The 26,853-nt window shown below is 72.3% G+C and carries 27 protein-coding genes and 1 pseudogene; 11 read left to right on the top strand and 17 right to left on the bottom strand.

The annotated features are described in order from the left end of the window. Positions 1-6: 6 nt before the first annotated feature. The 5 genes from AC0VY3_RS12775 to argC are packed head-to-tail and all read right to left on the bottom strand — an operon-like array spanning position 7 to position 4,876. The gene (locus AC0VY3_RS12775; protein ID WP_019764598.1) at positions 7-543 is read right to left on the bottom strand and encodes an arginine repressor; all 537 of its coding nucleotides are present in this window, start codon (positions 541-543) and stop codon (positions 7-9) included. Between the two features lie 25 nt (positions 544-568). Beyond that, positions 569-1,774 (bottom strand): acetylornithine transaminase, encoded by a 1,206-nt coding sequence (locus AC0VY3_RS12770; RefSeq protein ID WP_103511140.1) that lies wholly within the window; start codon positions 1,772-1,774, stop codon positions 569-571. Next, on the bottom strand, positions 1,771-2,700 hold the full coding sequence (gene argB, locus AC0VY3_RS12765) for an acetylglutamate kinase (protein WP_103511141.1): 930 nt from the start codon (positions 2,698-2,700) through the stop codon (positions 1,771-1,773). The genes AC0VY3_RS12770 and argB overlap by 4 nt, the downstream gene beginning before the upstream one ends. Further along, positions 2,697-3,851 (bottom strand): bifunctional glutamate N-acetyltransferase/amino-acid acetyltransferase ArgJ, encoded by a 1,155-nt coding sequence (gene argJ / locus AC0VY3_RS12760; RefSeq protein ID WP_103511142.1) that lies wholly within the window; start codon positions 3,849-3,851, stop codon positions 2,697-2,699. The genes argB and argJ overlap by 4 nt, the downstream gene beginning before the upstream one ends. Then, positions 3,848-4,876: an N-acetyl-gamma-glutamyl-phosphate reductase gene (gene argC / locus AC0VY3_RS12755; protein ID WP_103511143.1), complete on the bottom strand. Its 1,029-nt coding sequence runs from the start codon at positions 4,874-4,876 to the stop codon at positions 3,848-3,850. Before argC ends, argJ begins: the two co-directional genes overlap by 4 nt. 164 nt (positions 4,877-5,040) lie before the next feature. Between argC and AC0VY3_RS12750 the strand changes: the two genes are divergently transcribed. After that, positions 5,041-5,463, top strand: coding sequence for a VOC family protein (locus AC0VY3_RS12750; RefSeq protein WP_475549631.1), 423 nt, complete (start codon positions 5,041-5,043; stop codon positions 5,461-5,463). 64 nt (positions 5,464-5,527) lie between these two features. Here AC0VY3_RS12750 and AC0VY3_RS12745 read toward each other — a convergent pair whose 3' ends face one another. Next, positions 5,528-7,030: a SulP family inorganic anion transporter gene (locus AC0VY3_RS12745; protein WP_475549630.1), complete on the bottom strand. Its 1,503-nt coding sequence runs from the start codon at positions 7,028-7,030 to the stop codon at positions 5,528-5,530. A 398-nt stretch (positions 7,031-7,428) separates the two neighbouring features. Between AC0VY3_RS12745 and AC0VY3_RS12740 the strand changes: the two genes are divergently transcribed. Beyond that, positions 7,429-7,866: a MerR family transcriptional regulator gene (locus AC0VY3_RS12740; RefSeq protein WP_181010988.1), complete on the top strand. Its 438-nt coding sequence runs from the start codon at positions 7,429-7,431 to the stop codon at positions 7,864-7,866. A 186-nt stretch (positions 7,867-8,052) separates the two neighbouring features. Here the strand turns inward: AC0VY3_RS12740 and AC0VY3_RS12735 are convergent, their stop codons facing one another. Then, entirely contained in the window at positions 8,053-9,480 is a 1,428-nt protein-coding gene (locus AC0VY3_RS12735) for a phytoene desaturase family protein (protein WP_475549629.1), read from the bottom strand. Positions 9,481-9,634: 154 nt separating this feature from the next. On the opposite strand from AC0VY3_RS12735, the gene AC0VY3_RS12730 reads away from it, so the two are divergent. Together AC0VY3_RS12730 and AC0VY3_RS12725 are read left to right on the top strand one after the other, a co-directional pair. Beyond that, positions 9,635-10,300: an ArsR/SmtB family transcription factor gene (locus tag AC0VY3_RS12730; RefSeq protein ID WP_103513114.1), complete on the top strand. Its 666-nt coding sequence runs from the start codon at positions 9,635-9,637 to the stop codon at positions 10,298-10,300. Beyond that, a complete protein-coding gene (locus AC0VY3_RS12725; RefSeq protein ID WP_103513113.1) occupies positions 10,297-11,646 on the top strand; it encodes an MFS transporter in 1,350 nt (449 codons plus the stop codon). Before AC0VY3_RS12730 ends, AC0VY3_RS12725 begins: the two co-directional genes overlap by 4 nt. A 38-nt stretch (positions 11,647-11,684) precedes the next feature. On the opposite strand, the gene AC0VY3_RS12720 is transcribed toward AC0VY3_RS12725, so the two are convergent. After that, positions 11,685-12,014 (bottom strand): deoxyxylulose-5-phosphate synthase, encoded by a 330-nt coding sequence (locus AC0VY3_RS12720; protein WP_103513112.1) that lies wholly within the window; start codon positions 12,012-12,014, stop codon positions 11,685-11,687. Positions 12,015-12,201: 187 nt separating this feature from the next. Here AC0VY3_RS12720 and AC0VY3_RS12715 point away from each other — a divergent pair, with 187 nt between their 5' ends. The 3 genes and pseudogenes from AC0VY3_RS12715 (at position 12,202) to AC0VY3_RS12705 (ending at position 14,790) form a co-directional block, all read left to right on the top strand. Beyond that, positions 12,202-12,810 carry a GOLPH3/VPS74 family protein gene (locus tag AC0VY3_RS12715; RefSeq protein WP_475549628.1) on the top strand — a complete coding sequence of 203 codons (609 nt, stop codon included), beginning with the start codon at positions 12,202-12,204 and terminating at the stop codon, positions 12,808-12,810. Positions 12,811-12,885: 75 nt separating this feature from the next. Further along, positions 12,886-13,620: pseudogene (locus AC0VY3_RS12710) on the top strand (HEAT repeat domain-containing protein); the annotation flags it as partial. 171 nt (positions 13,621-13,791) lie between these two features. Then, on the top strand, positions 13,792-14,790 hold the full coding sequence (locus AC0VY3_RS12705) for a MerR family transcriptional regulator (RefSeq protein ID WP_475549627.1): 999 nt from the start codon (positions 13,792-13,794) through the stop codon (positions 14,788-14,790). On the opposite strand, the gene AC0VY3_RS12700 is transcribed toward AC0VY3_RS12705, so the two are convergent. Then, the gene (locus AC0VY3_RS12700) at positions 14,701-16,173 is read right to left on the bottom strand and encodes a hypothetical protein (protein ID WP_475549626.1); all 1,473 of its coding nucleotides are present in this window, start codon (positions 16,171-16,173) and stop codon (positions 14,701-14,703) included. The two genes, AC0VY3_RS12705 and AC0VY3_RS12700, sit on opposite strands and share 90 nt — an antisense overlap. Before the next feature lie 86 nt (positions 16,174-16,259). Continuing rightward, positions 16,260-17,063, bottom strand: coding sequence for a LysR family substrate-binding domain-containing protein (locus tag AC0VY3_RS12695; RefSeq protein ID WP_475549625.1), 804 nt, complete (start codon positions 17,061-17,063; stop codon positions 16,260-16,262). A gap of 58 nt (positions 17,064-17,121) precedes the next feature. On the opposite strand from AC0VY3_RS12695, the gene AC0VY3_RS12690 reads away from it, so the two are divergent. After that, a complete protein-coding gene (locus AC0VY3_RS12690) occupies positions 17,122-17,520 on the top strand; it encodes a DUF5997 family protein (protein ID WP_103513108.1) in 399 nt (132 codons plus the stop codon). A 469-nt stretch (positions 17,521-17,989) separates the two neighbouring features. On the opposite strand, the gene AC0VY3_RS12685 is transcribed toward AC0VY3_RS12690, so the two are convergent. From AC0VY3_RS12685 to AC0VY3_RS12670, 4 genes are all read right to left on the bottom strand, one after another. Continuing rightward, the gene (locus AC0VY3_RS12685) at positions 17,990-18,487 is read right to left on the bottom strand and encodes a peptidylprolyl isomerase (RefSeq protein WP_475549624.1); all 498 of its coding nucleotides are present in this window, start codon (positions 18,485-18,487) and stop codon (positions 17,990-17,992) included. Between the two features lie 74 nt (positions 18,488-18,561). Then, positions 18,562-19,731 carry a serine hydrolase domain-containing protein gene (locus AC0VY3_RS12680; protein ID WP_475549623.1) on the bottom strand — a complete coding sequence of 390 codons (1,170 nt, stop codon included), beginning with the start codon at positions 19,729-19,731 and terminating at the stop codon, positions 18,562-18,564. A 136-nt stretch (positions 19,732-19,867) separates the two neighbouring features. Continuing rightward, positions 19,868-20,443 (bottom strand): histidine phosphatase family protein, encoded by a 576-nt coding sequence (locus AC0VY3_RS12675; protein ID WP_030088384.1) that lies wholly within the window; start codon positions 20,441-20,443, stop codon positions 19,868-19,870. A gap of 61 nt (positions 20,444-20,504) precedes the next feature. After that, positions 20,505-21,959, bottom strand: coding sequence for an aminotransferase-like domain-containing protein (locus tag AC0VY3_RS12670; RefSeq protein ID WP_475549622.1), 1,455 nt, complete (start codon positions 21,957-21,959; stop codon positions 20,505-20,507). Here AC0VY3_RS12670 and AC0VY3_RS12665 point away from each other — a divergent pair. After that, a complete protein-coding gene (locus AC0VY3_RS12665; RefSeq protein ID WP_258047051.1) occupies positions 21,958-23,013 on the top strand; it encodes a DMT family transporter in 1,056 nt (351 codons plus the stop codon). The genes AC0VY3_RS12670 and AC0VY3_RS12665 overlap by 2 nt on opposite strands. Before the next feature lie 47 nt (positions 23,014-23,060). Continuing rightward, on the top strand, positions 23,061-23,270 hold the full coding sequence (locus AC0VY3_RS12660; protein ID WP_103507610.1) for a DUF1918 domain-containing protein: 210 nt from the start codon (positions 23,061-23,063) through the stop codon (positions 23,268-23,270). A 61-nt stretch (positions 23,271-23,331) separates the two neighbouring features. On the opposite strand, the gene AC0VY3_RS12655 is transcribed toward AC0VY3_RS12660, so the two are convergent. Further along, positions 23,332-24,666, bottom strand: a complete 1,335-nt coding sequence (locus AC0VY3_RS12655) for a glycoside hydrolase family 10-like protein (protein WP_475549621.1) — start codon at positions 24,664-24,666, stop codon at positions 23,332-23,334. A 199-nt stretch (positions 24,667-24,865) separates the two neighbouring features. Here AC0VY3_RS12655 and AC0VY3_RS12650 point away from each other — a divergent pair, with 199 nt between their 5' ends. Continuing rightward, positions 24,866-25,723: a 3-hydroxybutyryl-CoA dehydrogenase gene (locus tag AC0VY3_RS12650; protein ID WP_032775571.1), complete on the top strand. Its 858-nt coding sequence runs from the start codon at positions 24,866-24,868 to the stop codon at positions 25,721-25,723. 480 nt (positions 25,724-26,203) lie between these two features. On the opposite strand, the gene AC0VY3_RS12645 is transcribed toward AC0VY3_RS12650, so the two are convergent. Beyond that, positions 26,204-26,686: a hypothetical protein gene (locus tag AC0VY3_RS12645; RefSeq protein WP_103507608.1), complete on the bottom strand. Its 483-nt coding sequence runs from the start codon at positions 26,684-26,686 to the stop codon at positions 26,204-26,206. Then, positions 26,674-26,811, bottom strand: coding sequence for a hypothetical protein (locus AC0VY3_RS12640; RefSeq protein ID WP_181010734.1), 138 nt, complete (start codon positions 26,809-26,811; stop codon positions 26,674-26,676). Before AC0VY3_RS12640 ends, AC0VY3_RS12645 begins: the two co-directional genes overlap by 13 nt. Positions 26,812-26,853 lie beyond the last annotated feature (42 nt).

Raw genomic sequence — 26,853 nt, 5'->3', positions numbered from 1 at the left:
GGCGGTTCAGCGGTCGTTCTGAGCGAGCCTCAGCAGATGGTCGGCGAGCGCCTGACCGCCGTTCGGGTCGCGGCTGATGAGCATCAGCGTGTCGTCGCCCGCGATCGTGCCGAGGATGTCGTGCAGTTCGGCCTGGTCGATGGCCGAGGCGAGGAACTGGGCCGCGCCCGGCGGCGTACGGAGCACCACGAGGTTGGCCGAGGCCTCCGCCGAGATGAGCAGTTCGGCCGAGAGCCTGCGCATCCGCTCCTCCTTGGCCGAGCCGCCCAGCGGGGCCTGCGGGGTACGGAATCCGCCCTCGCTCGGCACCGCGTAGATCAGCTCGCCGCCGGTGTTGCGGATCTTCACCGCGCCCAGCTCGTCGAGATCGCGCGAGAGCGTCGCCTGGGTGACGCTCAGTCCGTCGTCGGCGAGGAGCTTGGCCAGCTGGCTCTGCGAGCGGACCGGCTGCCGGTTCAGGATGTCCACGATCCGGCGGTGGCGGGCGGTGCGGGTCTGCGGCACGGACGGCCCGCCGTGCTCGGTTTCCTGCGCCTCGGTCATCGTCGTCGCCTCATTCTCCGGAGGGTCATGCTCCGGATCGTCCGTCCCCGTGTGCCGCGTCGAGAGCGCTCGGCAGGATCTCCAGGAACGCGTCCACCTCCGCGTCACCGATGATCAGCGGCGGCATGAGCCGTACGACATCGGGGGCGGGCGCGTTCACCAGGAGGCCGGCTCCCTGGGCCGCCTGCTGCACCTGCGGTGCGAGGGGTCCGGTGAGCACGATACCCAGCAGCAGGCCACTGCCGCGGACATGGGAGACCAGCGGGTGTCCCAGCGCCTCCACGCCGTCGCGGATCTTCTCGCCGAGCCGCTTGACCTCGTCGAGCACGCCGTCGGCCGCGAGGGTGTCGATGACGGCGAGTCCGGCGGCGCAGGCGACCGGGTTGCCGCCGAAGGTGGTGCCGTGGTGCCCCGGCTTCAGCAGGTCGGCGGCCGGACCGAAGGCGACGGTCGCGCCGATCGGCAGACCGCCGCCGAGGCCCTTGGCGAGGGTGACGATGTCGGGCTCGACGCCTTGGTGGGCCTGGTGCTCGAACCACTGGCCGCAGCGGCCGATACCGGTCTGCACCTCGTCCAGGACGAGGAGGGTACCGGTGGCACGCGTGATCTCGCGGGCTGCTTCCAAGTAGCCCTTGGGCGGGACGACGACACCGTTCTCGCCCTGCACCGGCTCGATGATCACCAGTGCGGTGTCGGTGGTGACGGCCGCGCGCAGGGCGTCCGCGTCTCCGTACGGCACATGCGTGACATCGCCGGGCAGCGGCCGGAACGGCTCCTGCTTCCCCGGCTGTCCGGTCAGCGCGAGCGCGCCCATGGTCCGGCCGTGGAAGCCGCCGTCGGTCGCGACCATGTGGGTGCGCCCGGTGAGCCGGCCGATCTTGAAGGCGGCCTCGTTGGCCTCCGCACCGGAGTTGGCGAAGAAGACCCGGCCGTGACGGCCGAACAGCTGGAGCAGCCGTTCGGCGAGCGCGACGGGCGGCTCGGCGATGAACAGGTTCGACACGTGGCCGAGGGAGGCGATCTGGGTGGAGACGGCCTCGACGACGGCGGGGTGGGCGTGGCCGAGGGCGTTGACCGCGATGCCGCCGACGAAGTCGAGGTAGCGGGTGCCGTCCTCGTCCCGGACGTACGCGCCTTCGCCGCGGACGAGCGGCAGGCGGGGCGTGCCGTAGTTGTCCATCAGCGCGCCCTGCCAGCGCGAGGTGAGTCCGCTGCTGTCGGTGCCGGTCATGATGCCCCCTGTTCAGGTACTCCGTGTACGTCGATGGGGGCGTCCGGCACGACCATGGTGCCGATGCCCTCGTCGGTGAAGATCTCCAGCAGGATCGAGTGCTGGACCCGGCCGTCGATGACCCGGGCGGTCTCGACGCCGTTGCGCACGGCGTGCAGACAGCCCTGCATCTTGGGGACCATGCCGCTGGACAGCTCGGGCAGCAGCTTCTCCAGCTGGCTCGCGGTGAGCCGGCTGATGACGTCGTCGCTGTTGGGCCAGTCCTCGTAGAGGCCCTCGACATCGGTGAGGACCATCAGCGTCTCGGCGTTCAGGGCGGCGGCGAGCGCGGCGGCCGCGGTGTCGGCGTTGACGTTGTAGACGTGGTGGTCGTCGGCGGAGCGGGCGATGGAGGAGACGACCGGGATGCGGCCGTCGTCCAGCAGCGCCTGGATGGCCCCGGTGTCGATGGCGGTGATCTCGCCGACCCGGCCGATGTCGACGGACTCGCCGTCGATGGTGGGCCGGTGCTGGGTGGCGGTGATGGTGTGGGCGTCCTCGCCGGTCATGCCGACGGCGAGGGGGCCGTGCTGGTTGAGGAGGCCGACCAGCTCGCGCTGGACCTGTCCGGCGAGCACCATCCGGACGACGTCCATCGCCTCGGGGGTGGTGACCCGCAGCCCGGCCTTGAACTCGCTGACCAGGCCCTGCTTGTCGAGCTGGGCGCTGATCTGGGGGCCGCCGCCGTGCACGACGACGGGCTTGAGGCCGGCGTGCCGCAGGAAGACGACGTCCTGGGCGAAGGCGGCTTTCAGCTCCTCGTCGATCATGGCGTTGCCGCCGAACTTGATGACGACGGTCTTGCCGTTGTGCCGGGTCAGCCAGGGCAGTGCCTCGATGAGGATCTGCGCCTTCGGGAGTGCGGTGTGCTTCCGCGCGGCGCTCATGAGCTGTACGCGCTGTTCTCGTGGACGTAGTCCGCGGTGAGGTCGTTGGCCCAGATGACGGCCGACTCGACGCCGGCGGCGAGGTCGGCGGTGATCTTGACCTCCCGGTAGCGCATGTCGACGAGGTCGCGGTCCTCGCCCACTCCCCCGTTCTTGCAGACCCACACGTCGTTGATGGCGACGTTGAGCTGGTCCGGCTCGAAGGCGGCCTTCGTGGTGCCGATGGCGGAGAGGACACGGCCCCAGTTGGGGTCCTCGCCGTGGATGGCGCACTTGAGGAGGTTGTTACGGGCGATGGAGCGGCCGACCTCGACGGCGTCGTCCTCGGTGGCCGCGTTGATCACCTCGATCCGGATGTCCTTGGAGGCGCCCTCGGCGTCGCCGATGAGCTGCCGGGCGAGGTCGTCGCAGACGGTCCGTACGGCTTCGGCGAACGCGTCCTGGTCCGGGGTGATGCCGCTGGCGCCGGAGGCGAGGAGCAGCACGGTGTCGTTGGTGGACATGCAGCCGTCGGAGTCGACCCGGTCGAAGGTGGTCCGGGTGGCCTCGCGGAGTGCGGCGTCCAGCTCCGGTGCGGGGACGTCGGCGTCGGTGGTGAGGACGACGAGCATGGTGGCGAGGCCGGGGGCGAGCATGCCCGCGCCCTTGGCCATGCCGCCGACGGTCCAGCCCTCGCCGCCCGCGACGGCCGTCTTGTGCACGGTGTCGGTGGTCTTGATGGCGATGGCGGCCTTCTCGCCGCCGTGCTCGCTGAGCGCGGCGGAGGCCTGCTCGATGCCGGGGAGCAGCTTGTCCATGGGGAGCAGGATGCCGATGAGCCCGGTGGAGGCGACGGCTACTTCTCCCGCACTGTGGCCCTCCAGCACCTCGGCAACCTTCTCGGCGGTGGCGTGGGTGTCCTGGAACCCCTGGGGGCCCGTACAGGCGTTGGCACCACCGGAGTTGAGGACGACGGCGGTGACCTCGCCGCCCTTGAGGACCTGCTCCGACCAGAGCACCGGGGCGGCCTTGACGCGGTTGGAGGTGAAGACGCCCGCGGCGGCGCGGCGCGGCCCGTTGTTGACCACGAGGGCCAGGTCCGGGTTCCCGCTCTCCTTGATTCCCGCGGCGATGCCCGCCGCCGAGAACCCCTGTGCTGCCGTGACGCTCACGGTGCAACTCCGATCGTCGTGAGACCTGTGTCCTCGGGGAGCCCGAGGGCGATGTTCATGCTCTGCAGGGCGCCGCCCGCGGTGCCCTTGGCGAGATTGTCGATGGCGCAGATGACCACGATCCGTCCGGCGGCCGGGTCGTGGGCGACCTGGACCTGTACGGCGTTGGAGCCGTACACCGCGGCGGTGGCGGGCCACTGCCCCTCGGGCAGGAGGTCCACGAACGGCTCGTCCGCGAACGCCTTCGCGTACACCGCGCGCAGGCTCTGGGCGCTCACGCCGGGCTTCGCCTTCGCGCTGCACGTGGCGAGGATGCCGCGCGGCATGGGCGCGAGGGTGGGCGTGAAGGAGACGGTGACCGGCTCACCGGCGGCGGCGCTGAGGTTCTGGATCATCTCGGGCGTGTGGCGGTGCCCGCCGCCGACGCCGTACGGGGTCATGTTGCCCATCACCTCGGAGCCGAGCAGATGCGGCCTGACCGCCTTGCCCGCACCCGAGGTGCCCGACGCGGCGACGATGACGGCCTCCGGCTCGGCGATACCGGCCTCGTACGCCGGGAAGAGCGCGAGGGACACGGCGGTCGGGTAGCACCCGGGCACGGCGATCCGCCGCGACCCGGCGAGCGCGGCCCGCCCGCCCGGCAGCTCGGGCAGCCCGTAGGGCCAGGTCCCGGCGTGCGGGGACCCGTAGAACGTCTCCCAGTCACCGGCGTCCTCGAGCCGGAAGTCGGCCCCCATGTCGACGACGAGGACCTCGTCCCCGAGCTGCTCGGCGACGGCGGCGGACTGCCCGTGCGGAAGCGCCAGGAAGACGACGTCATGACCGGCGAGAACCTCGGCGGTGGTGGGCTCCAGCACCCGGTCGGCCAGCGGCCGCAGGTGCGGCTGGAGCGACCCGAGCGCCTGCCCGGCGTTGGAGTGCCCGGTGAGGGCGCCGATCTCGACCTCGGGGTGCGCCAGCAGAAGACGGAGCAGCTCCCCGCCGGCGTATCCGCTCGCCCCTGCAACTGCTGCTCGTACCACCATCGGTAACCCTCCTGATCGATGGCATGACTATACGCATTGACGCACTTTTATGCAAAGCGCTTGCCGGTGGGAGTGGCCTCCACCATCTCGACGCCCAGGCCGCGCCCGGCAGACTGGCCGCTGCTATCCGCTTCGTGCAGATGCCCACGCCTACGATGGGCGGCATGTCGTCCGATGCTTCTGTGTCCTCGGTGTGGCCGGTCCTGCACTACGACGACACGGAGAGGGCACTGCGTTTTCTGGTTGATGTGCTGGGGTTCACGCAGGTGGTTGCGGCGCGGGACGAGCACGGCGGTGTGGTCCATGCCGAGCTGCGGTGGCCCGGGGGCGGTGCGCTGGTGTTCGGTTCGACCCGGCATACGGACACGGTGCACGGGGTGATGCGGGCGGGTACCGGTGCGGTCTACGTGGTGAGCGATGACGTGGACGCGGTGCACCGGCGGGTCGTCGCGGCTGGGGGCGAGGTCCTCGAACCGCCGCACGAGACCCGGTTCGGTTCGGGTGCTGCGGCGTTCGTGTGCACGGTGCGGGATCCCGAGGGCAACCTGTGGACCTTCGGCACCTACCGCGGTCCTTCGCCGGAGTAGCTCCTTGGGAACACCCAGGGCCCCGGCGCTGATGCCGGGGCCCTGGGCTGTGAGGTTCGCGGGGTCAGTGGCTGGTGAGTTCGCCGGTGAGCTTGCCATGGAGGTCGGCGCTCGGGTCGTTCAGGCCGATGATCTCCACGGTCTTGCCGCGTTGCTTGTACTTGGTCTCGATGGCGTCGAGGGCGGCGACGGAGGAGGCGTCCCAGATGTGGGCGGCGGAGAGGTCGACGATGATCCGGTCGGGGTCGTCGTTGTAGTCGAACTGTCCGACGAGGTCGTTGGAGGAGGCGAAGAACAGTTCGCCGGTCACGGAGTACACGACGCTGCTGCCGTCGGGGTCGGTGACGGCGTGGACGCGGGCGAGGTGGGCGACGCGCTTGGCGAAGATGATCATGGCGGTGACGGAGCCGACGACGACGCCGATGGCGAGGTTGTCGGTGGCGACCACCACGATCACGGTGATGGCCATGACGGCGATCTCGCCGGCGGGCATGCGCTTCAGTGTCTTCGGGGCGATGGAGTGCCAGTCGAAGGTCGCGAAGGCCACCATGACCATGACGGCGACGAGGGCGGCCATGGGGATGTCGGAGACGACGGGCCCGAAGACGATGCACAGCACCATCAGGAACACACCGGCGAGGAAGGTGGAGAGGCGGGTGCGGGCGCCGGACACCTTCACGTTGATCATGGTCTGGCCGATCATGGCGCAGCCGCCCATGCCGCCGAAGAAGCCGGTGACGATGTTGGCGATGCCCTGGCCGATGGACTCGCGGGTCTTGGAGGAGTGGGTGTCGGTGATGTCGTCGACGAGCTTGGCGGTCATCAGCGATTCCATGAGCCCGACGAGGGCCATCGCGAACGCGTAGGGGGCGATCGTGGTCAGGGTGTCCATGGTGAAGGGCACGTCCGGCAGGCCCGGCACCGGCAGCGACGAGGGGAGTTCGCCCTTGTCGCCGACGGTCGGCACGGCGATGCCGGCCGCGATCGTGATGACGGTGAGGATGACGATGGACACCAGGGGGGCCGGGATGACCTTGGTGATCCTCGGGAAGAGCACCATGAGCGCCAGGCCGCCGATGATCAGCGGATACACGGCCCAGGGGACGTCACGCATTTCGGGGACCTGGGCCATGAAGATCAGGATGGCGAGGGCGTTGACGAAGCCGACCATCACCGAGCGCGGGACGAACCGCATCAGCTTCGCCACGCCGAGGGCGCCGAGGGCGATCTGGATGATTCCGGCGAGGATGACGGCGGCGATCAGGTAGCCCAGGCCGTGTTCGCGGTTCAGCGGGGCGATGACGAGGGCGATGGCGCCGGTGGCGGCGGAGATCATCGCGCGGCGGCCGCCGACGATCGAGATGACCACGGCCATGGTGAACGAGGCGAACAGGCCGACCGCCGGGTCGACACCGGCGATGATCGAGAACGAGATCGCCTCGGGGATCAGGGCCAGTGCGACGACCAGGCCGGCCAGGATCTCGGTGCGCCAGACCTTCGGGTTGTTCAGCCAGTCCGGGCGCAGGCCGCGCAGCCGTCCGGCGGGAGTCAGTACGGAAGAAGACAAGGAAGCAGGCACCTGTCGTGCTCGGGCACAGCCCCAAGGCGGGCCGGGGTGTGCGGGGAAGGACACGCAGGGGCCGGAGCGGAGCCCTGCGGACGGCCCGCGGGGCGGGCCGGAAGCCGAATGAGGATGGAGCCCGGCGCGGGTGTGCGGCCGACGGCTCACATCGGGGTGCGAAGGGTCACGGCGGGCAGGCGGCGGCGATCGGCGTCATGGGCTCGCGCACGCTTTCTCTCCTGCAAGAATCGGAATCTTCGCCGGGGGCGTCTTCGGCCCCGGGAACAACAGCAACGGTGCGGATCAGCCGCTCCCGCACCAGCAACTCTACCCTAACGTTAGAGTGGAGATCGGCGGGTCGTACTGATGTGACCGCCGCGACGAGAAGGGTCAGGGCCACAGGCGTGGACGACGAGCACATGCAGATCGGCGAAGTGGCGGCGCGGACCGAGCTGTCCCTGCGCACCATCCGCCACTACGAGGAAGTCGGGCTCGTCATCCCCTCCGCCCGATCCCAGGGCGGCTTCCGTCTCTACACCGAGGCCGACGTCGCCCGGCTCATGGTCATCCGCCGGATGAAGCCCCTCGGTTTCACCCTGGACGAGATGCGCGACCTCCTCGACATCACCGACCGCCTCGACGCCGCCCCGCCGGCCGACAGCACCGAACGTGCAGCGCTCCTGGAGCGTATGGGGGTCTACGAGCAGGCCGCCGCCCGGAAGATCGAGGACCTGCGCACCCAGCTGACCCGCGCGGAAGACTTCGCGACCACCCTCCGCACCCGCCTCGGACACGCTCCCGGCGAGGACACCGCTGCCCGCGCTGCGGCAGCCCCCGCTTGACCGGAAGCTTGCGCCTCAGCGCGGAGACTCCGCGGCCGGGTGCGGCAGGTAGCCGTGGAGGAACGCCCGCACCGCGGCGGTGACGATCGCGGCGCGGGCCGGGGCGGAGAGGGCGGCTGCCCCGCAGTGGATCCGCCCGCACGGGGTGGCTGTACGACCGGATTACCGGTCGCGGTCGGGCGGGGGTTACGCCGGGCGGGCGCGGTGGAGGCGGCGCAGGGCCGTCTCCGCCGCGTTGACGCCGCACATGCCGTGCGCGCCCGGTCCCGGCGGGGTGGCGGCCGAGCAGATGTACATGCCGGGGACACCGGTGTCGTACGGGGAGAGCGTCGACCGCGGTCCGAGGACCAGTTGGCGCGGGTCCTTGGCGCCGGTGACGATGTCGCCGCCCACGTAGTTGGGGTTGTGGGCGTGCATGGCCGTGGTGGATCGCGCCACGTGGCCGACGACGCGGTCCCGGAATCCGGGGGCGAACCGTTCGATCCGGCCGATCACCGCCCCGGTCGCGTCGCCGGTGTAACCGTGGGGCACGTGCGCGTAGCTGTAGACGGGGTGGATGTCGCCGGCGGAGCGCTGGGGGTCGGCGAGGTACTGCTGGCCGACGAGGACGAACGGCCGCTCGGGCATGCGGCCCGCGTGGATGTCCCGTTCGGCGGCGGCGGTCTCCGCGTACGGGCCGCCGAGATGGACCGTGCCGGCCCGACGGGCGTCCGGGTTCGTCCACGGGATGCCGCCCTCGACCGCGAAGTCGACCTTGAAGGCGCCCGGTCCGTGCCGGAAGCGCCGGTAGGCGCGGGCGACGCGGGCGGGCAGCCGGTCGCCGACGATGTCGGCGACGGCGCGTGGCGCGAGGTCGAACATCGTGATGTCGGCGGGTGGCAGGTCCTGTACGCGCCGCACCTCGACGCCGGTCTCGATGGTGCCGCCGTGTTCGGCGAGGGCCGAGGCCAACGCCACCGCGATCGACCGCGATCCGCCGGCGGCGACGGGCCAGCCGTGCCGGTGCCCGGCCGTGATGATGCCCAGGCCGATGGCGGCGGAGAGCGGGTGGTGCAGCGGCCGGAACGCGTGCGCCGCCACCCCGCCGAACAACGCCCGGCCGCGCTCGGTGGTGAACAGGCGCGCGACGGCCGAGGCCGGCAACAGGGCCGGCAGGCCGAACCGCGCCAGGGCGAGCGGGTGCCCGGGCAGGCGCAGCAGCGGCCCCATGATGTCCTCGGCCAGCAGGTCGAAGCGGGCCGCGGGCCCGGCGAACGCCAGCCGCCAGCGGGAACCGTCCCGGCCGAGCCCGGCGGCCGTCTCCTCCACCGAGCGGTGCAGCACGCCGGCCTCGCCGCCGTCGAGCGGGTGGACACAGTCGATCTCCGGCCGACGCCAGACCAACCCGTGCCGCTCCGGATCGAGGCTCCGCAGGAACGCCGAACCGGCTGCCATCGGGTGGATGGCCGAGCAGTGGTCGTGCAGCAGTCCCGGCATGACGTCCTCGCCCGAGCGGGTGCCGCCGCCGATCTCGTCGGCCGCCTCCAGCACGGTGACGCGGGCCCCCGAGCGGGCGAGGACGACAGCGGCGGCGAGCCCGTTGGGCCCACTGCCGACGACGATCGCGGTAGTCACGCGAGCGACCCTAGCGGCCCGGTGTCTCGCGAACGAACCGCAGTGAACGGCGCCGGGCCACAGCACACCTCAGCCCATCACAAAGAGCTCTTCGCGAACATATCTTTGCGAAGAACCCTTTGCGAAGAGTTCTTCGCGGACTAGCGTGTGCCGCATGACGCCTACAGCAGAGAGGCCGGACGGCCCGGACATCTACGCGGACGCGGTGGTTCTGGATGCCAAGGGGCTGCGTGCGCTGGCGCATCCCGTACGCGTGCAGTTGGTCGGGGTGTTGCGGAAGTACGGCCCGTCGACGGCCACCCGCCTCGCGGAGCGGCTGGGGGTGAACTCCGGTACGGCCAGCTACCACCTGCGTCAGCTCGGCGCGGCGGGCTTCGTCGAGGAGGACACGGAACGCGGCAACGCGCGGGAGCGCTGGTGGCGTTCGGTGCACCGGACGATCCGGTTCAGCGATCCGGAACTGGCCGAGCGGGAGCCCGATGCCGCACTGGCCTATCTGCAGTCTGTCGCCGCGATCCACACCCTGCGCACGCAGCAGACCCTGAACGGGCTGCAGACGATGCCCCGCGCCTGGCGCGGCACCTTCGACATGAGCGACTGGGCCCTGCGCCTCACCCCCGAGGAAGCCATCGCCCTGGACCGGGAGTTGAAGGACGTCATCGCGCGCTACCGGCGGGACGACCCGGATTCCGCGGCGAGCGCCCCCGAGGGGGCCGAACGGGTCGCCGTGATCACCCAGGTCATGCCCGAACCGGGCGTGCCCGCCGCGCCGTCACCCTCTTCCGGACCCCAGGAAGCGGAAGAAGGCCCGACACCATGACGGACGAGCCCTCGAAGGCCGACGGCTTATCCGGCAGGAGGTCCTTACGGCCGCTGGCCGGGGTGCTGGCGGCGATGGCCGTGTCGCTGACCGGCACGCGGATCTCCGTGGTGGCCCTGCCCTGGTTCGTGCTCGTCACGACCGGCAGTGCCACCCAGACCGGACTCGTCGCCTTCTGCGAGATGACGCCCTATGCGGTGGTCAAGGCGTTCGCCGGCCCGCTGGTGGACCGGATCGGCCCGCGGGCGGTTTCCTGGACCACCGATCTGGCCAGTGCGACCGCCGCCGCCGCGATTCCGTTGCTCCACGCCCGGGACCTGCTCTCCTTTCCCCTTCTGCTGGCTCTGGTCGCCCTGATCGGCGCGGCCCGGGGGCCCGGCGATTCGGCGAAAGAGGTGATGGTCCCGGAAGCGGCCGAGCGCGGCCGGGTGCCGTTGGAGCGGGCCACCGGTCTGTCGGGCGTGGTCGAGCGGCTCGCCTCCACCGTCGGCCTGGCGGTCGGCGGGTCACTGGTGGCGCTGCTCGGCCCGCTCACCGCACTCGCCGTCAACGCGGGCTGCTTCGCCCTCGGTTCGGTGATCATCGGACTCGCGCTGCCCACCGGCACCGGGCACTCGACCAAGGAGCCCACGTCACCGCCCGGGACATCGGAACCGGGCTACTGGCGGCGCTTCGGTGAAGGCTTCGCCTTCCTGCGCGGCGAACCGTTGCTGCTCACCGTCACCGTCATGGTCGGCATCACCAATCTGCTGGACGCCGCGTTCATCTCGGTGCTCGTGCCCGTCTGGGCCGGGGAGTCCGGCAACGGGCCGGCCGCGATCGGCCTGATGGGCAGCGTGATGGGGGCCGCGGGGGTCGGCGGGAGCCTGATCGCCGCGGCGGTCGCACACCAGCTGCGGCGGCGGGTGGTGGTCCTCACCGGGTTTCTGCTGGCCGGGGCGCCGAGATTCCTGGTCCTCGCCCTCGATGCCCCGTTGGGGGCGGTCCTGGCGGTCTTCGCGCTCAGCGGGTTCGGCGCGGGCTTCGTCAACCCCGTGCTGGGGGCAGCCCTCGTCGAACGGGTGCCACGCCGGTTGCTGGGCCGCGTCAACGCCCTCGGCGACTCGCTGGCCTGGTCCGGGATCCCGCTCGGTGCGCTGATTGCCGGAGCGGCGGTGACCGCCGCCGGACTGGCACCGGTGCTGCTCGCCTGCGGAGCCGTGTACTTCCTCACCACGAATCTGGCCGGACTGCGGCCGGAGTGGCGCGAGATGGACCGTACGCGTGGGCGGGGCGCGCCGAAGCAACGGACCGAGGAAGAACGGGAGGCGGACGCCTCGCAGGACCGGGCGGACGCGGCGTCATGACGCTTACCGGAACGTTCGTCCGCTCCCCCCCTCGCGCGTTACGGCACGTCGTACCGTACGAGCGCCTCGGCGAGCGGCGTACCGCTGCGCTGTGCGTACGTCATCCGCTCGCGCACCTCACGCAGCCCTCGGGGCCGGAAACCCGGCCCGCCGCAGCAGCTCTTGTGAAAACCCACGCCCGCGTTGAGCAGCACGGTGAGGGCCCGCCACTCCGCGACGTCCCGCCGCCGCGGTGCCGCGAACGCCGATCCGGCGTGGATCATAGGCTCCGCGCAGTTCGGGCAGGTCCGCTGCCTGGCCCTGTCGTGGGGCTGCTTGTAGGACACCCGGCAGGAGAGGCAGACGTACGACGTTTTCCCGTGGCTCATCGGCTCAGCCTAGGGATCACTCCAGTCCGTGGCCATCGACTTCTTCGGCTCCGGCTCGGCTGCCGCCGAGGCCGTCGGGCGGGCGGGGGCGATACTGGTCGTAGCGGTCGCCTCGCCGCCGAACCGGCTCCCGGCCGGGGCGGACGGTGGGGCCCCGCCTTGTCGATGCCTCTGAGGGGAGCCGTACATGACCACGGCGAAAGACCTGTTCATCATCGCCATGGACCCGGAGCCGGAGCACGCCGTGGGGCAGGGCGATCTGTCGCTCGCGCTCGCGGGAGCCGAACTCCTCGATCTCATCGGTGCGGGAACCATCACCGTGGACGGCGACCTCATCGTGCCGGGCGGTTCGTCGGCGCCGGACGACCGGCTGCTCGGCGAGGCAGCGGCGGGGCTCACCCGGCAACCGCCCTACGAGCGGATCGAGGACTGGCTGTGGCGCCGCGGCCGGGACCTCTCGGCCGCCTACCAGGACGCTCTGGAACGCGACGGCGAGCTCACGCAGAAGCGGAGCGGTCTGCTGCCCTTCGGCCCGAAGCAGGTGGAGCTGGTGGATACGCCCGCCCGCCGCCGCGCCGTCGCCCGCCGGGAGGAGGGCGACCCCGTTCTGGCCTCCCTCGCGTCGGCCGTGGGTCTCGACGGGGCCGGGTCCGATGACGACGAAACCCGCCTCGACGACGAGACGGTGACCACCGTGGTCGCCACCGTCCATGAAGCGGTGATGGAGCTGGAGGCCGTACGCCAGCGGCGGACCATCGAGAACACGGCCTTCGCCAACGTCTGGCGAGGGCCGTGAGCCGGGGACCGGCCGCTCCGGTTTGACCTTGACACGGTGACAAGCTCTTCACTGCTGGTCGAGGAGGTGGTCTCGATGACGGTCACGGGACACGACAGGGGCATGGGCACGAGTACGGACGTGGACGCGGAAGCGGAAGCGGACGTGGACGTGGACGCCGGCACGGTACGGGCGCTTCGCGGGCTGGAGGACGGTCGTTCGGCCGTACGGCTGCGGGCCGCGCTGGCCGTCGGCACGACGCCGGACCCCCGCTTCGTCGACAAGCTCGTCGAGCGGTGTGCCGTCGAGCCCGACTTCTTCGTCCGGGACATGCTGACCTGGGCGCTCACCCGTCACCCGGTGTCCGTCACGCTTCCCCGGCTGCTCGGGGAGGTCCGCTCGGAGCGGGCGTCGGCGCGGAGCCAGGCGCTGCACACGCTGTCCAAGATCGGGGACAGGCGGGCGTGGCCGGCGATCACCCGGGCGCTCCTGTCCGACGCCGACGACGAGGTGGCGCGGAGCGCCTGGCGGGCGGCGGTCGTGCTCGTACCGGAAGAGGAGGAGGTCGCGTTGGGCGCGCTGCTGGCGACGCAGCTCGGGCGCGGCGGGCCGGCGACGCGGCTGAGTCTCAGCCGGGCGCTGATCGCGCTCGGGGACGCGATGGCGTCGGCTCTGGCCGCCCCGGCGAAGGACCCCGACCCGCGGGTACGCGCGCATGCGCTCGCCACGGATCGGCTGCTGCGCGATCCGGACGCCGGATTCACGTTCGCGCTGGAGGAGGCGAAGCGGGTCGTCGCCCTCGGCTCCGGTTCCGGTTCCGGCGATCCCGGACGTTCCGGCGGTTCCAGCGGCTCCGGCGGGCCCGGGGACTCCGTCGGCTCCGGCGGGCCCGGGGACTCCGGCGGCTCCGGCGAGACCGAGGCCTCCGGCGGTTCGGGCGAGACCGGCGGGTCCGAGGGGGCCCGGGCCGCCATCCGCTCCGGCGAGGAAGGGCCGTGAAGCGTGCTGATCGGTGAGGTCGCGCGGCGGTCCGGGGTCAGTGCCCGGATGCTCCGGCACTACGAGTCGCTCGGTCTGGCGCGGCCCTCGGGCCGCACCGGGTCCGGCTACCGGGAGTACTCCGGGGCGGACATCCAGCGGATCTTCCATGTCGAGAGCCTGCGGGCGATGGGGCTGTCGCTGCGCGAGATCGGGCGCGCTCTCGACGATCCCGGCTTCACCCCGTCCGCGCTCGTCGGCGACCTCATCCGCCGGACGCGTGAACGCATCGCGGCGGAGACCGAGTTGCTCACGCGGCTGCGCCGGGTCCGTGCCACGGATCCGGCCGGCTGGGAGGACGTCCTCCAGGTCGTCACGCTCCTGGGTGCCCTGGGGTCGAAGAACGCCGACGCACGCCAGCGCGCGGCCCTCGCCCCGGTCGCCGAGGTTCCCGTGGAGGCCCTGGCCGAGGCGGCGCTCGGCGAGAGCGACCCGAACGTGGCGGGGGCCCTCCGTTGGGCGCTGGCCCGGGCGGGCGGCGGCGGACCGGCGCTGCTGGCCCGGGGGCTCGGCTCACCGGAGGCCGCGGTGCGGGAGCGTGCCGTACGGTCGCTCGCCGAGATGCCCGGCGGCGAGGCCACCGCGCTGCTGCGGGACGCCCTCGCGCACCCCGATGCGGTGGTCCGCGGCCACGCCGCTCTGGCGCTCGGGACACAGGGCGAGACGGACGCGGTCCCGGAGCTCGTCGACATGGTCGTGGCCGGAAGGAACGACACCGACGCGGCCGACGCGCTGAGCGTGCTGGCCGACGACGACACGGCGGCGGACCGGATCACGGCCGCGCTCGTCGACCGCCTCGCCCACGACACCACCTCCGCGTCGGCGCGCGGGCGGCTGACCCAGGCGCTGGCGGGCGTCCCGGGGGCGGCTGCCTCACATGCCCTCGGGGAGCTGCTGGCCGACGCCGACCGCGCCGTCGCGCTGACCGCCGCGTACGTTCTCCGGCTCCGCGAGGTCGGGTGACGGCCCTCGCCCGGACACGGGGGCGGGTGCGGCCGGCCGGTCCAGGAGCAACGGGACCGCCAGGACGGGCAGCAGCCAGACGAACACGATGAGGCGGTGACCGAGGAGCTGGTCGAGGTTCGGGTGGCCCGCCTGGTTGAGGAGGCCCGCCACCCCCGCCGCCAGGGCCACGGGCAGCACCACGGAGCGCCGCCGCAGCAGCGCCCAGGCCGAGAGCGCGAGCAGAACCGGAAGGACCGGGTAGGTGGCCTGACGCCAGAGCCACGCCGTCCAGAAGACCCGCTCCTGGACGAAGAACTCGGGCCAGGGGTCGGGCAGATCGGGGCGCTGGTAGTGGTGGGTCAGCAGATCCTGGGCGCTGTCCTGGCCCATGGGCCAGGACAGCAGATGCGCCCCGGCGTAGACGAACGCCGCCAGCACACCGCACAGTCCGGCCGCCCGCAGTACGGGAGTGGGCCGCCGCCGCTTCAGGCGCAGCCACCCGGACCAGGCCAGGAAGACACCCGCGAGAGCGGCTGCCAGCAGCAGTGCCTGCGAGTACCGGACGAGGAACATCAGGGCCAGGCCGCCCGCGACGAGCGCCGCGCCGGTGCGTGGCCGGTCCCGCAGCAGCAGGACGCAGCCGAGGAGGACCGCCGTGCCGAGCGCCAGGGAGAGCCCGTCGCTCAGGGGGTTCATCGCGACGGTGCCGGTGGGCAGGGCCAGGTACAGGGCCTGCCCGGCCAGACCGGCGCGCCGGGAGGCGCCCGCGGCACGGAGGGTGAGCAGCACGCAGACGCTTCCGGCCAGCGCGACGACGAGCCCGGCGAGCCAGAGGCCCCAGGTGGCGCCGAACACGGTCACGAAGGGGACCAGGAACAGCGGATAGCCTGGCCGGGCCTCGAAGATGGACATGAACCGCTGGTTGGCGAACGGGGCGGTCATCCCGGATGTGTTGCCGTGGCGGGACCAGTACGCGACCGAGTCGGTCAGCCGGCGCACGCACTGTTCCTCCGACTCGCCCGCGGCCTTCCGGCTGGTCCAGGGGATGGAGTCCAGGGGCCCGTGCTGCCCGCTGGCGCAGGAGTAGCCGATGGCCCGGCGGCCCGCTTCCGCACGACTCTCGCCGCTCAGACTCAGGGCGTAGGAGAGGTAGTTCTTCGTGTCGGGCGAGGCGCGTCCGGTGACCGCCGTCAGCTGGAGTCCGGCGAAGGCCACGGCGATGAGCAGCATCCCGACGAGCCCGAGGTCCCGGGTTCTGCGCGCGCCCGGCAGCGGTCTGCGGGTGCCCGGCAACGACGTGCGGGTGCCCCGCGAAGGTCTGTGGGTGTCCGGCAGCAGGCCGCGGGTGCTCTGCGACGGGCTGCTGCCGGTGTTCGGCATCGGTCGGCGGATGTTCGGCATCGGACGGACGCTCCCCTGCATACGGCGGTTGCCCGGTCAACGAGGCAACCGCCGTGGGGTGGCGTTACGGTGCGGATCCGGACGCGCTACCGGCCCCGCGGCTTTCCGCGCTTGCCGCTCTGGCCGCCGGCCCGGCCGCCCGACTGCGGCTTCCTGCCCGCCGCGGGCTTGTTCCGGGCGCCGCCCGCCCCGCCGCCGGCGGCCCGCTTGCTCCTGGCCTTGGCCTTGTCCTTGGCTTTGTCCTTCGCCTTTTCCTTGGCCTTCGCCGGGGCGGCCGCGCGGCCGCGGGTGCTGTTGACGGTGCGCCCGCGGACGATCCCGATGAACTCCTCCACCAGGTCGGGGGTTTCCTCCGCCTCGGGCCAGGACAGGGCGACGCGCGACTCGGGGGCGTCCGGGACCGGGCGGTAGGTGAGGTCCTTGCGGTGGTGGAGGCGGGCCAGGGACTGCGGGACGAGGATGACGCCCACGCCCGCCGCCACCAGCTCGATCGCGTCCGCCGTGGTCGCCGGACGCTCGACGGCGGGGCGGCCGGGCAGGGTCTCCCAGTCGAGGACGTCGTCCAGCGGGTGCAGCACGATCTCGTCGGCCAGCTCGGCGAGCGCCACCTCGTCGGCGGCGGTCACGACATGGTCCTTGGGGATCACGACGACGGTCGTCTCGGTGTAGAGCGGGATCGCGCTCAGGACGTTCCGGTCGACCGGGAGCCGTACGAGTCCGGCGTCGGCGCCACGGCCCGCCAGCAGGTCCGGCGCCTCGGCGGCGGTGGCCTGGACGAGCTCCAGGGAGGTGTCGGGCAGCCGCTCGTGCCAGACCCTCACCCACTTGGTGGGCGTCACGCCGGGAACGTACGCGAGCCTGAAGGATGAGGGGATGTCCGAGCCTGTCACGGAACCAGGCTACCGGTCGGTGGTCGGAGGTATGTCCCATGGTCGATACCCTGGACCCATGACGTCGCACAAGACCGCCCAGACCATGAAGCCCGCCACGGCGGCGAAGAAGCTGGGTGTGTACCTCCAGGCCACCCCCGCCGATTTCCAGGAGGGTGCCGTCTCCCGCACCGAGCTCAACGCCCTCCAGACCGACCCGCCCGCCTGGCTGGTGGAGCTGCGCCGCACCGGTCCGCACCCCCGCCCGGTCGTCGCGTCGAAGCTCGGCATCTCCATCGCGGGGCTCGCCCGCGGCGGGGTCACCGAGCCGCTCACGACCGAGCAGATCGACGCGCTCAAGGACGAGATGCCCGAGTGGCTCCAGAAGGAGCGCGCCACGCAGGCCGAGGTGCGCAAGGAGGCCGCTCGCATCAAGGAGCGCAACGCCGAGCGGGCCGCGCAGTCCGGCGACCAGTAGTCCGGCGGTCAGCGGTCCGGTGATGGACAACGGTCGTCCGGCGGCCGGGCGCGCCTGGTGGCAGGGCCGGCGGCCCCGGCCCTGCGGAAACTCGCCGAGGCTGACCGCACGGTGAATCGTCTCGGCCAGTTCCCGCGCGTCCTCGGTGAACGTGTCCACCCGGATCTTCCGCGCGCTCCGTAGTTCGATGGCGAAGCCGAAGCCCATCCCCCGGGCCTCGGCCAGCGGGCGCCCGTCCTCGGCCGAGGCGGACCCGATCCCCTCGATGTCCGTCCAGGGAATCAGGGTGGCGGTGCCCGCGACCCGGTGGGTCAGCCCCCGCTCGTGGACATCTCGGATACTGCCCGATCGCGGGGGCGGGCACCGCGGAAACGGCCGGAACATGCCGCGGGCCCGCGGCCGGCCGTTCCGCCGACGCGTACGTCGGGGGGAACGGCCCTGCCACGGGCCCGTCGGGCGACCGGGTCGGTCAGAGAACGCCGGACTCGGCGATGGTGACCTTGGCGCTGGTGCGGCCGCTGCCGGAGCCGACGGCCTCGATCTTGCGGACCAGGGCCATGCTGTCCTCGTCGGCGACCTCGCCGAAGACCACGTGCTTGCCGTCCAGCCACGGGGTGAGCACCGTGGTGATGAAGAACTGCGAACCGTTGGTGTTCGGGCCGGCGTTGGCCATCGAGAGCAGGCCGACCCGGTCGTGCTTGAGCTTGAAGTTCTCGTCGGCGAACTTCTCGCCGTAGATGCTCTTGCCGCCGGTGCCGTCACCGCGGGTGAAGTCACCGCCCTGGAGCATGAAGTCCGTGATGACGCGGTGGAAGGACGAGCCGGCGTAGCCGAAGCCCTTCTCGCCGGTGGCGAGCGCGCGGAAGTTCTCCGTCGTCTTGGGGACGACGTCGTCGAACAGGTTGAACGTGATCCGCCCTGCGGGCGCGTCGTCGATGGTGATGTCGAAGTAGACCTTGGTTGTCATGGTGACATCCTCACATTCCTGGCAACCGCAGGTGAAACCCGGGTTGGGTCAGCACGTCGGATGTCCGGATCCGCTCACCCTCCGGCGGTCCCCCGACGGGCCGCGTACACGGCGTTCACCAGGGCCGTCTTGCGTGGGTCGTCGGCGAGCCGGGAGCCCATCCGGTTCATGACGTAGCCGAGGGCGATTGAGGCATCCGGGTCGGCCAGCCCGCAGGAGCCGCCCGCGCCGTCGTGGCCCAGCGCCCGTGGGTCGGGGCCGTACGAGCGGTTCGCGCCGCTCAGCCAGAGGCCGAGGCCGAGCTCCGTCTCGTGGGCGAAGCCGTCGCCGAGGACGAGGTCGCGGCAGGCCCCCTGTCCTTCGCCGACGCGGGCGGCGGCCTCCTCGGAGAGGATCCGGCGGCCGTCGAGGCTGCCGCGTCCGGCCAGGATCCCGTAGAGAGCGGCGATCGCGCGGGCGGTGCCGTGGCCGTTGGCGGCGGGGATCTCCGCGGCGCGCCAGGCGGGCGTGTTGGCGGCGGCCCGGCCGGTGGGCGGGTTGAGCAGGGAGGCGACGGCGACCGGGGTCATCCGCTCCAGGAGGGCCGCCTGGGCGGCCCGGTCGGGGCGCTCCTGGACGAGTTCGGCGAGCCGGTGGGTCTCGCTCTCCGGGAGGCCGAAGGTGAAGTCGATGCCGAGCGGGCCGGTGATCTCCTGCCGGAGGAACGCCCCGGGCCGCAGCCCGGTGATCCGGCGGACCACTTCGCCGACGAGGAATCCGTAACTGATCGCGTGGTAGCCGGAGCGGGTTCCGGGCTCCCACCAGGGTGCGGTGGCGGCGAGCCGGGCGCAGGCCGTCTCCCAGTCGTACAGCTCCTCCAGGGTGAGCGGGGTGTCGGGCCCGGCCACTCCGGAGCGGTGCGAGAGGAGGTGGCGTACGAGGACGGATTCCTTGCCGTTCGCGGCGAACTCCGGCCAGTAGGCGGCGACCGGGGCGTCCAGGTCGAGCAGGCCCCGGTCGGCCAGGACATGGGCGCAGAGCGCGGTCGGGCCCTTGCCGGTGGACCAGACGTTGACCACGGTGTCCCGCTCCCAGGGGCGGGTGCGGGCGGCGTCGGCCCAGCCGCCCCACAGGTCGACCACCGGTGCGCCGTCGACCAGGACGGTCACCGCCGCGCCCAGTTCGCCGCGGTCGGTGAAGTTCTCCTCGAAGGCGTCCCGGACCCCGGCGAACCGGTCGTCGCAGTGGCCGTGGATCTGCGGCACGGAGCCTCCCTCGTGGTGGACGCGTCTCCGGCGGCGGACACCGGAACCGGACGCCCCCGCAACGTACCGACTGGTCGGACCGGAGGGAAGAGCGGATGGCCGGAGGGAGGCGCGGCGGTGGGCGGTGCCGCGCGGGTCAGCGGATGCCCGCCTCCAGGCTCAGGCTCCAGCGGCCCGGCAGGCCGGTCAGCGTGATAGTGGACAGCGGGCGGACGTCGACGTTCCAGTACGCGGAGGGCGGGGCGTTGAGGGCGTAGACGAGGGCCGCCCGGATCACGGCGGGTTCGGCGACCGCGACGACGAGGCCGTCGTCGGCCGGGCGGGTGTCCAGCCAGCCGCCTACCCGCCCGATGAAGCCGAGCATCGACTCGCCGCCGTGCGGGGCGCTGCGCGGGTCGGCGAGCCAGAGGTCCACGGCGGCCGGTTCCCGGGCGGTGACCTCGCCCAGGGTCAGCCCGCGCCAGCGGCCCATCTCCCAGTCGCGCAGGGCCGGTTGAGCCATCGGCGCGAAGCCGAGGGCATCCCCGGTGGCGCGGCTGCGCGGGGTGGGCGAGCAGTAGCGCAGCTCGGCGGCGGCGAGCGGGACGAGCGTGTGGGCGACGAGCTGCACCTCGTGCCAGCCGGCCTGATCGAGCGGCCGGTCGTCGTCGAAGCGTTCGGCCAGCCGGGAGGAGCTGCGCGCCGCTGCGACCAGGGAGACCCGAAGCGTCATGGCGGGATCGTGAGGCCGAACGCCTGTTTGGTCAAGAGGGCCCGTGCGGCGGGTGCCGCGTTCAGCTGTCCGGGAGGCCGTCGAAAGCGGTACGGAGGCGGCGGACGCCCTCCGCGATCTCGGCCGCTCCGGAGACCCCGGCGAAGCTCAGGCGGATGTGTCCGGCCGGGGGTTCGGCGCAGAAGTAGGGGCGGCCGGGGGCGACGGCGACCGAGGCGCGCAGCGCGGCCGAGACGACGGCCGGCTCGTCGGCGCCCGCTCCCGCGCCGCCGCCCGGGAGCCGGAGCCAGAGGCTGCCGCCGCCCGCCGGGAGGTGCGGCAGCGTGAGTTCCGGCAGCTCGCCGCGGATGGCCGCCGCCATGGCCGTACGGCGGTGCCCCAGCTCGGTGGCGACGGCCGCCAGGTGACGGCCCCAGGAAGGGGAACCGACGAGTTCCAGGGCGGCTTCCTGGAGCGGGCGGGGTACGAAGAAGCTGTCGACGACCTGGATGGCCCGCAGGCGTTCCAGCACCGGGCCCCGGGCGGCCAGGGCGCCGACCCGGAGACTGGGCGAGGTGACCTTGGTCAGCGAGCAGACGTGGACGACGACGCCATCGGGATCGTCGGCGGCCAGCGGCGCGGGGAGCGGTCCGGCGTCGTCGTGGACGAGCCGGCGGGCGAAGTCGTCCTCGACCACGAACGCCCCGGCCGCACGGGCGATGGCCAGGACCTCGGGGCGGCGGGCGGGCGCGAGGGTGGCCCCGGTGGGGTTCTGGAAGAGCGGCTGGGTGACGAAGACCCGGGCGCCGGTCGCCCGGAACGCGTCGGCGAGCAGCTCGGGGCGGACCCCGTCGGCGTCCATCGGCACCGGGACGGGGCGCAGCCCGGTGGCGCGGGCGGCGGCGAGCATCCCGGGGTAGGTGGGCGACTCCACGAGGACCGGGGCGCCCGGCGGGGCGAGCGCGCGCAGCGCGGTGGCCAGGGCGCTCTGGCCACCGGCGGTGATCAGGACGTCGGCGGCGGAGACCGCGGGGCCGATCTCGCGGGCGAACCAGGACCGCAGTTCGGGCAGCCCGTCCGTCGGGGGACGGCCCCAGGCGCCCGGTCTGCGGCCCGCGCGGGCCAAGGCCGCGGAGAGCGCCCGCTCGGGCTGGAGCGAGGTGTGGAGGTAGCCGCCGTTGAACTCGATGACGCCGGGCGGCGGTGCGGCGAGGGTGACCAGGACCCCGGAGGCGTCGACGGTGCGCGGCACCACCTCGGGCCCGCCGTCGCCGCTCAGCGACACCTCCTGCCAGGACGTGTCGCCCGGGGCGGGCAGCTCGGTGCGGGGGTGCGCGCGGAAGGCGCCGGAGCCGGGGCGGGTCGTGACGAGCCCCTCGGCGGCGAGCTGGGCGATGGCGCGGGAGACGGTGACGTGGCTGACCCGGAACCGTTCGACGAGTGCGCGACTGGACGGCAGCTTTCCACCGGGTGAGTAGCGGTTGAGCTCGGCCCGCAGACAAGTGACCAGTTCGGCGACGCTGCTACGCTCTTGCATGAGAGCACAGGATAGCGCTACCCCGCCTTCATCGATAGCGGTCGCCGAGCCGGCCCCCACTCCTCGAACCGCTTCCCCGACCACGGCGAACTCGGCCCGGAGCACCGCCGGGGACGCGGCCGGGAGCGCATCGGCGAGCCGCCGGACCGCACCGGGGCCCTCGGCCGGCCGGGGCGGCACCGTGCTCGCCGGGCTCGGCGTCGTGGCGTTCTCGCTCACCTTCCCGGGCACGGCCTGGGGCCTGGAGAGCTTCGGCCCCTGGTCGCTGGTCGCCCTGCGCAGTGTGCTCGCCGCCCTGATCGCGGGCGGTGTGCTGCTGGCCGGACGGGTGCCGCTGCCCGAGCGGCGGCACCGGGCCGGGCTCGCGGTCGTCGGGGGCGGGGTGGTGGTGGGCTTCCCGCTGCTGACGACGCTGGCCCTGCAGACCTCCACCACCTCGCACGCGGCCGTGGTCGTGGGCCTGCTGCCGCTGACCACGGCGGCGCTCGGGTCGCTGCGTACCGGGGAACGGCCGTCGCGCACGTTCTGGGTCGCGGCCCTCACAGGGGCGGCCGTGGTGATCGCCTTCACCGTGCAGCAGAGCGGCGGGGCGCTCGCCTCCGGCGACCTGTACCTGTTCGGCGCGCTGCTCGTGTGCGCGGCCGGGTACACCGAGGGCGGCCGGCTGGCCCGGGAGATGCCGGGGTGGCAGGTGGTCGGCTGGGCCCTGGTCCTGTGCCTGCCACTCGCGGTGGCGGGCAGCCTGGTCGCCCTGCCGCTCGAACCCGTGCACCTGAACGCCCACGGTGTCATCGGCCTGGTCTGGGTCGCCGCCGGGTCGACCTTCCTCGGGCTGTACGTCTGGTACCGCGGCATGGCGGCGATCGGCGTCGCCCGGGCCAGTCAGCTCCAACTCGCCCAGCCGCTGCTGACGCTCGTGTGGTCCTTCCTCCTGCTCGGCGAGGAGATCTCGGCGGCGGCCCCGGTCGCGGCGGTGGCCGTGCTCGCGTGCATCGCCGCCACCCAGCGGGCCGGCCGCCGCACAGGACGGGAATCCCGGACCGTACGGTCATAGACTTGTCGACACGGAAACCGTCTCCCCCTGTGAGGAGGTCGCTCCCGATGGAGGCACACACGGGCGACCGGCTGCTGGTGCACGGCAGGACCGTGGGACAGCACGACCGGGTCGCCGAGATCATCGAAGTGCTCGGTGACGGGGGCGCTCCCCCGTACCGGATCCGCTTCGACGACGGCCACGAACACCTGATGTCACCCGGTCCCGACAGCGTCGTCCAGCACAGGGACGCGCCGAAGGACGATCAGCCGCAGTAGGAGCGCGCCGGGCCGGGACCCGCACACCGGGCCCCGGCCCCGCAGGCCCCCGCCCCCCTCCTCAGCTCCCGGCCCACCCCGAAGGACGGCCGTGGTGCGGATAGGTGCGGCCCCGGTCCGGGTAGAGCCGGACCCGGTCCGGGTAGTGGTCGGCCACCACGCGCCGCATCGCGCCGATCCGGTCCGCCATCACGCTCTTCCCCGAGAAGAACACATGGCCGCCCACCTCCTCGTACCCCCGGGCGAGGGTGAGGTGGCGGGACAGCTCCGCCGGGTCCTGCCAGGGGGCCGCCTGGGCGGGGTCGCCCGCCTTGTACAGCGCCTCGCCCACGTACAGACCGACGCCCGTGCCCCGCACGGTCCCGCTCCACCAGGCCAGCACCTTCGCGTAGTCGGCGGCGGTCTGGCCGATGTGCCAGTAGATCTGCGGGCAGATGTAGTCGATCCACCCCTCGCGGACCCACTTACGGGTGTCGGCGTGCAGGTCGTCGTAGGTCTGCACGCCCGCCCGGGTGTCCGAACCCAGCGGATCGGTCTCCTTGTTGCGCCAGACCGCGAAGGGACTGATGCCGAAGCGGACGTGCGGCTTGATCCGCCGGATCCGCTGCCCCGTCTCGCGCACGAGCCGGTCGATGTTGTCACGCCGCCAGGCCGCCCGGTCCGCGAAGCCGCCGCCGTACCGCTCGAACGCGGCGTCGTCGTCGAAGGACTGCCCGGCCACCGGGTACGGGTAGAAGTAGTCGTCCCAGTGCACCGCGTCGATGTCGTAGCGGCGCACGGCGTCCAGCATCGCGTCCTGGACGAACCGGCGGACCTCCGGCAGCCCGGGGTTGTAGTAGAGCTTCCCGCCGTACGGCACGGTCCAGCCCGGGTTCAGCCGGGCCGGGTGGGAGGCGACGAGGCGGGTGAGGTCCGTGTGGTTCGCCACCCGGTAGGGGTTGAACCAGGCGTGCACCTCCAGGCTCCGGTCGTGCGCCGCGCGCACCGCCGTGCCGAGCGGGTCCCAGCCCGGGTCCTCGCCCTGCCGCCCGGTGAGACACTCGGCCCACGGCTCGTACGGCGACGGCCACAGGGCGTCGGCGGTCGGCCGGACCTGGAGCATCACCGCGTTGAGCCGCAGCTCGACCGCCCGGTCCAGATATGCGAACAGCTCGGCCTCCTGCCGCACCGCCGTGAGGCCCGGCTTCGAGGGCCAGTCGATGTTGGCGACCGTGGCGATCCACATGCCGCGCAGCTGCCCCGGCGCCGCCCCCAGCCGCCCGCCGCCCCTCCTTCCCCCGGCCGGTGAGGTTCCCCCCGCCGGGGAGGCCACCACGTCACCGGCCGTCGTCATCGCCGCCAGCAGTCCGGCCGCGCTCAGCACGAAGGCTCTCCTGGCCACACCCGTACGCCGCATCCTGGTCCACCTCTCCCACCACGTCCCGCACCCGACTCGATAGCTCTACGTAACCGCATCATGCCCACCCGTAGCGGCGCTGACCCGCGGGACGTCCGCGTCGGCATTCGGAGTAACGTCGTGGGGTCGAGGCGGGCACCGGAATCACACGGGACCCTGCGATACGGAGAACAGCGAAAGGCACGAGGTGACGGACTCTATGGCCGACATTGCACGCGTCGGAGTGGTGGGCTGTGGCCAGATGGGCGCAGGTATCGCGGAGGTGTGCGCGCGCAGCGGCCTCGAAGTGAAGGTCGCCGAGACCACCGGCGAAGCACTGGAGATCGGCCGCACCCGTCTGCACAACTCGCTCTCGAAGGCCGCCGAGCGCGGCAAGATCACGGCGGAGGAGCGGGACGAGACCCTCGGCCGGCTGAGCTTCACGACCGATCTCGGGGAGTTCGCCGACCGCGATCTCGTCATCGAGGCCGTCGTGGAGAACGAGCAGGTCAAGACCGAGATCTTCCAGGTGCTGGACCAGGTGGTGACCCGGCAGGACGCGATCCTGGCCTCCAACACCTCCTCGATCCCGCTGGTGAAGCTGGCCGTCGCCACCTCGCGCCCGGACCGGGTCATCGGCATCCACTTCTTCAACCCGGCCCCGGTGCAGAAGCTCGTCGAGCTGATCCCGGCGCTGACCACCTCGGACGAGACCATCAAGCGCGCCGAGGCCGTCGTGCAGGACGTGCTCGGCAAGCACCCGATCCGCGCCCAGGACCGGTCCGGCTTCGTCGTGAACGCGCTGCTGATCCCGTACCTCCTCTCCGCGATCCGGATGTTCGAGTCGGGCATCGCCAGCCGCGAGGACATCGACAACGGCATGGAGATGGGCTGCGCCCACCCGATGGGGCCGCTGAAGCTCGCGGACCTGATCGGCCTGGACACCGTGGCCTCGGTCGCGGACTCGATGTACGCGGAGTACAAGGAGCCGCTGTACGCCGCTCCCCCGCTGCTCCAGCGCATGGTCGACGCGGGCCGCCTCGGCCGCAAGACGGGGTCGGGGTTCTACGCCTACTGAACGTCCCGGAGGCGGGTCCGGCGCTCACGCAGCCGGGCCCGCCGGCGCACGTTCCCCGACGTCAGGACCGTGTGCGGACCGAAGAGTCTCGTCCCTACTGCCGACCCGCCGCCGTTTCGGAGCGCTACGGAGCGACGCCGCGGATGCGCGGGCCCGAAGCCCTGAGCCTTTCAGCGCTGTCGCAGCCTTCCGTGCTTGTACTGCGAAAACTCCCTCGTCCGTCCCTCCGACAGAGCTGAAAGTCCCTGAAAAGTCCCTGCGACTCGGACCTGGGACCTACGCACTGCGAGTACACGAGCGGTCCTGACACACCGTGCCCGGGAGTGCCGCCAGAAGTTGTTTCGCCTGTTCAGAAGGCACTGGTTGGGTGCGCTCATGTTGTCCCGCGTGTCGGCATGTTCCAGAGGGGTCCGCGCCTCCCCTTCGCCCTCACTGACTGGCATCGCATGGAGACGCGGGCGCCCTGGCGTACGGGCTCAGTCAGGCAGCGCCGGGCTCCTCCAGCACCACCATGACCATCACCGGAAGATCGGTGTCATGCTGGATCACACCGGCGGTCAGAATCCGGCCGCCGAGGGTCCACTTCTTCAGCTTGATGAACTCGCCCCTGTCCGCCTCCGTCACCTCGGCCTCGATGAGGTGGCCGGCAAGCGGGGACTCCTCGATCTCGGGGAGGAAGTCGGCCAGCACCTGGCCCCCCTCCTCGTAGACGGCTTCCACGTCGTCGAAGTAGCCCGACTCGTCGACGTCGCGGATCCAGACGAAGAACGAGACGCTGACCGCCCCACCGCCGAACGTCTGGATCCAGCCCCCGACTTTGCCCTTGTCCCACGACGTCTCCACACCGTCACGGACCTTGCTCCCGGGCGTCCACTCCTGAGCCAAGAACCGCGCCGCTGCAGCCTCGGCGGTCAGCGGGGTGATGTCCCTGAGCTCTTCCAGCATTGCGATCACTTCAGCCATGAACTCATTCCACTCATGCCGTTGCCGGGCACGTGATACGCCTTCAGCTGCCCGCTGGCGTAGGCCTCGGGGAAGGCCTTGGACAGCACTTCGTTCACATGCGCGGCACCCCATTCATCGGACACCCATGGCCCGCCGCCTCACCGGCGCGAACACCCCCACCTGGC

It is taken from the genome of Streptomyces sp. iso_384 (assembly GCF_056172905.1).
This window is presented reverse-complemented; position numbering and strand designations above follow the sequence as displayed.

Bases quoted from the DNA above. Each gene is read 5' to 3' on its own strand.
- AC0VY3_RS12775 (WP_019764598.1), bottom strand. From the start codon at position 543: ATGACCGAGGCGCAGGAAACCGAGCACGGCGGGCCGTCCGTGCCGCAG.
- AC0VY3_RS12770 (WP_103511140.1), bottom strand. From the start codon at position 1,774: ATGACCGGCACCGACAGCAGCGGACTCACCTCGCGCTGGCAGGGCGCG.
- argB (WP_103511141.1), bottom strand. From the start codon at position 2,700: ATGAGCGCCGCGCGGAAGCACACCGCACTCCCGAAGGCGCAGATCCTC.
- argC (WP_103511143.1), bottom strand. From the start codon at position 4,876: ATGGTGGTACGAGCAGCAGTTGCAGGGGCGAGCGGATACGCCGGCGGG.
- AC0VY3_RS12750 (WP_475549631.1), top strand. From the start codon at position 5,041: ATGTCGTCCGATGCTTCTGTGTCCTCGGTGTGGCCGGTCCTGCACTAC.
- AC0VY3_RS12730 (WP_103513114.1), top strand. From the start codon at position 9,635: ATGACGCCTACAGCAGAGAGGCCGGACGGCCCGGACATCTACGCGGAC.
- AC0VY3_RS12725 (WP_103513113.1), top strand. From the start codon at position 10,297: ATGACGGACGAGCCCTCGAAGGCCGACGGCTTATCCGGCAGGAGGTCC.
- AC0VY3_RS12720 (WP_103513112.1), bottom strand. From the start codon at position 12,014: ATGAGCCACGGGAAAACGTCGTACGTCTGCCTCTCCTGCCGGGTGTCC.
- AC0VY3_RS12715 (WP_475549628.1), top strand. From the start codon at position 12,202: ATGACCACGGCGAAAGACCTGTTCATCATCGCCATGGACCCGGAGCCG.
- AC0VY3_RS12700 (WP_475549626.1), bottom strand. From the start codon at position 16,173: ATGCCGAACATCCGCCGACCGATGCCGAACACCGGCAGCAGCCCGTCG.
- AC0VY3_RS12690 (WP_103513108.1), top strand. From the start codon at position 17,122: ATGACGTCGCACAAGACCGCCCAGACCATGAAGCCCGCCACGGCGGCG.
- AC0VY3_RS12685 (WP_475549624.1), bottom strand. From the start codon at position 18,487: ATGACAACCAAGGTCTACTTCGACATCACCATCGACGACGCGCCCGCA.
- AC0VY3_RS12675 (WP_030088384.1), bottom strand. From the start codon at position 20,443: ATGACGCTTCGGGTCTCCCTGGTCGCAGCGGCGCGCAGCTCCTCCCGG.
- AC0VY3_RS12665 (WP_258047051.1), top strand. From the start codon at position 21,958: ATGAGAGCACAGGATAGCGCTACCCCGCCTTCATCGATAGCGGTCGCC.
- AC0VY3_RS12670 (WP_475549622.1), bottom strand. From the start codon at position 21,959: ATGCAAGAGCGTAGCAGCGTCGCCGAACTGGTCACTTGTCTGCGGGCC.
- AC0VY3_RS12660 (WP_103507610.1), top strand. From the start codon at position 23,061: ATGGAGGCACACACGGGCGACCGGCTGCTGGTGCACGGCAGGACCGTG.
- AC0VY3_RS12655 (WP_475549621.1), bottom strand. From the start codon at position 24,666: ATGCGGCGTACGGGTGTGGCCAGGAGAGCCTTCGTGCTGAGCGCGGCC.
- AC0VY3_RS12650 (WP_032775571.1), top strand. From the start codon at position 24,866: ATGGCCGACATTGCACGCGTCGGAGTGGTGGGCTGTGGCCAGATGGGC.
- AC0VY3_RS12645 (WP_103507608.1), bottom strand. From the start codon at position 26,686: ATGGCTGAAGTGATCGCAATGCTGGAAGAGCTCAGGGACATCACCCCG.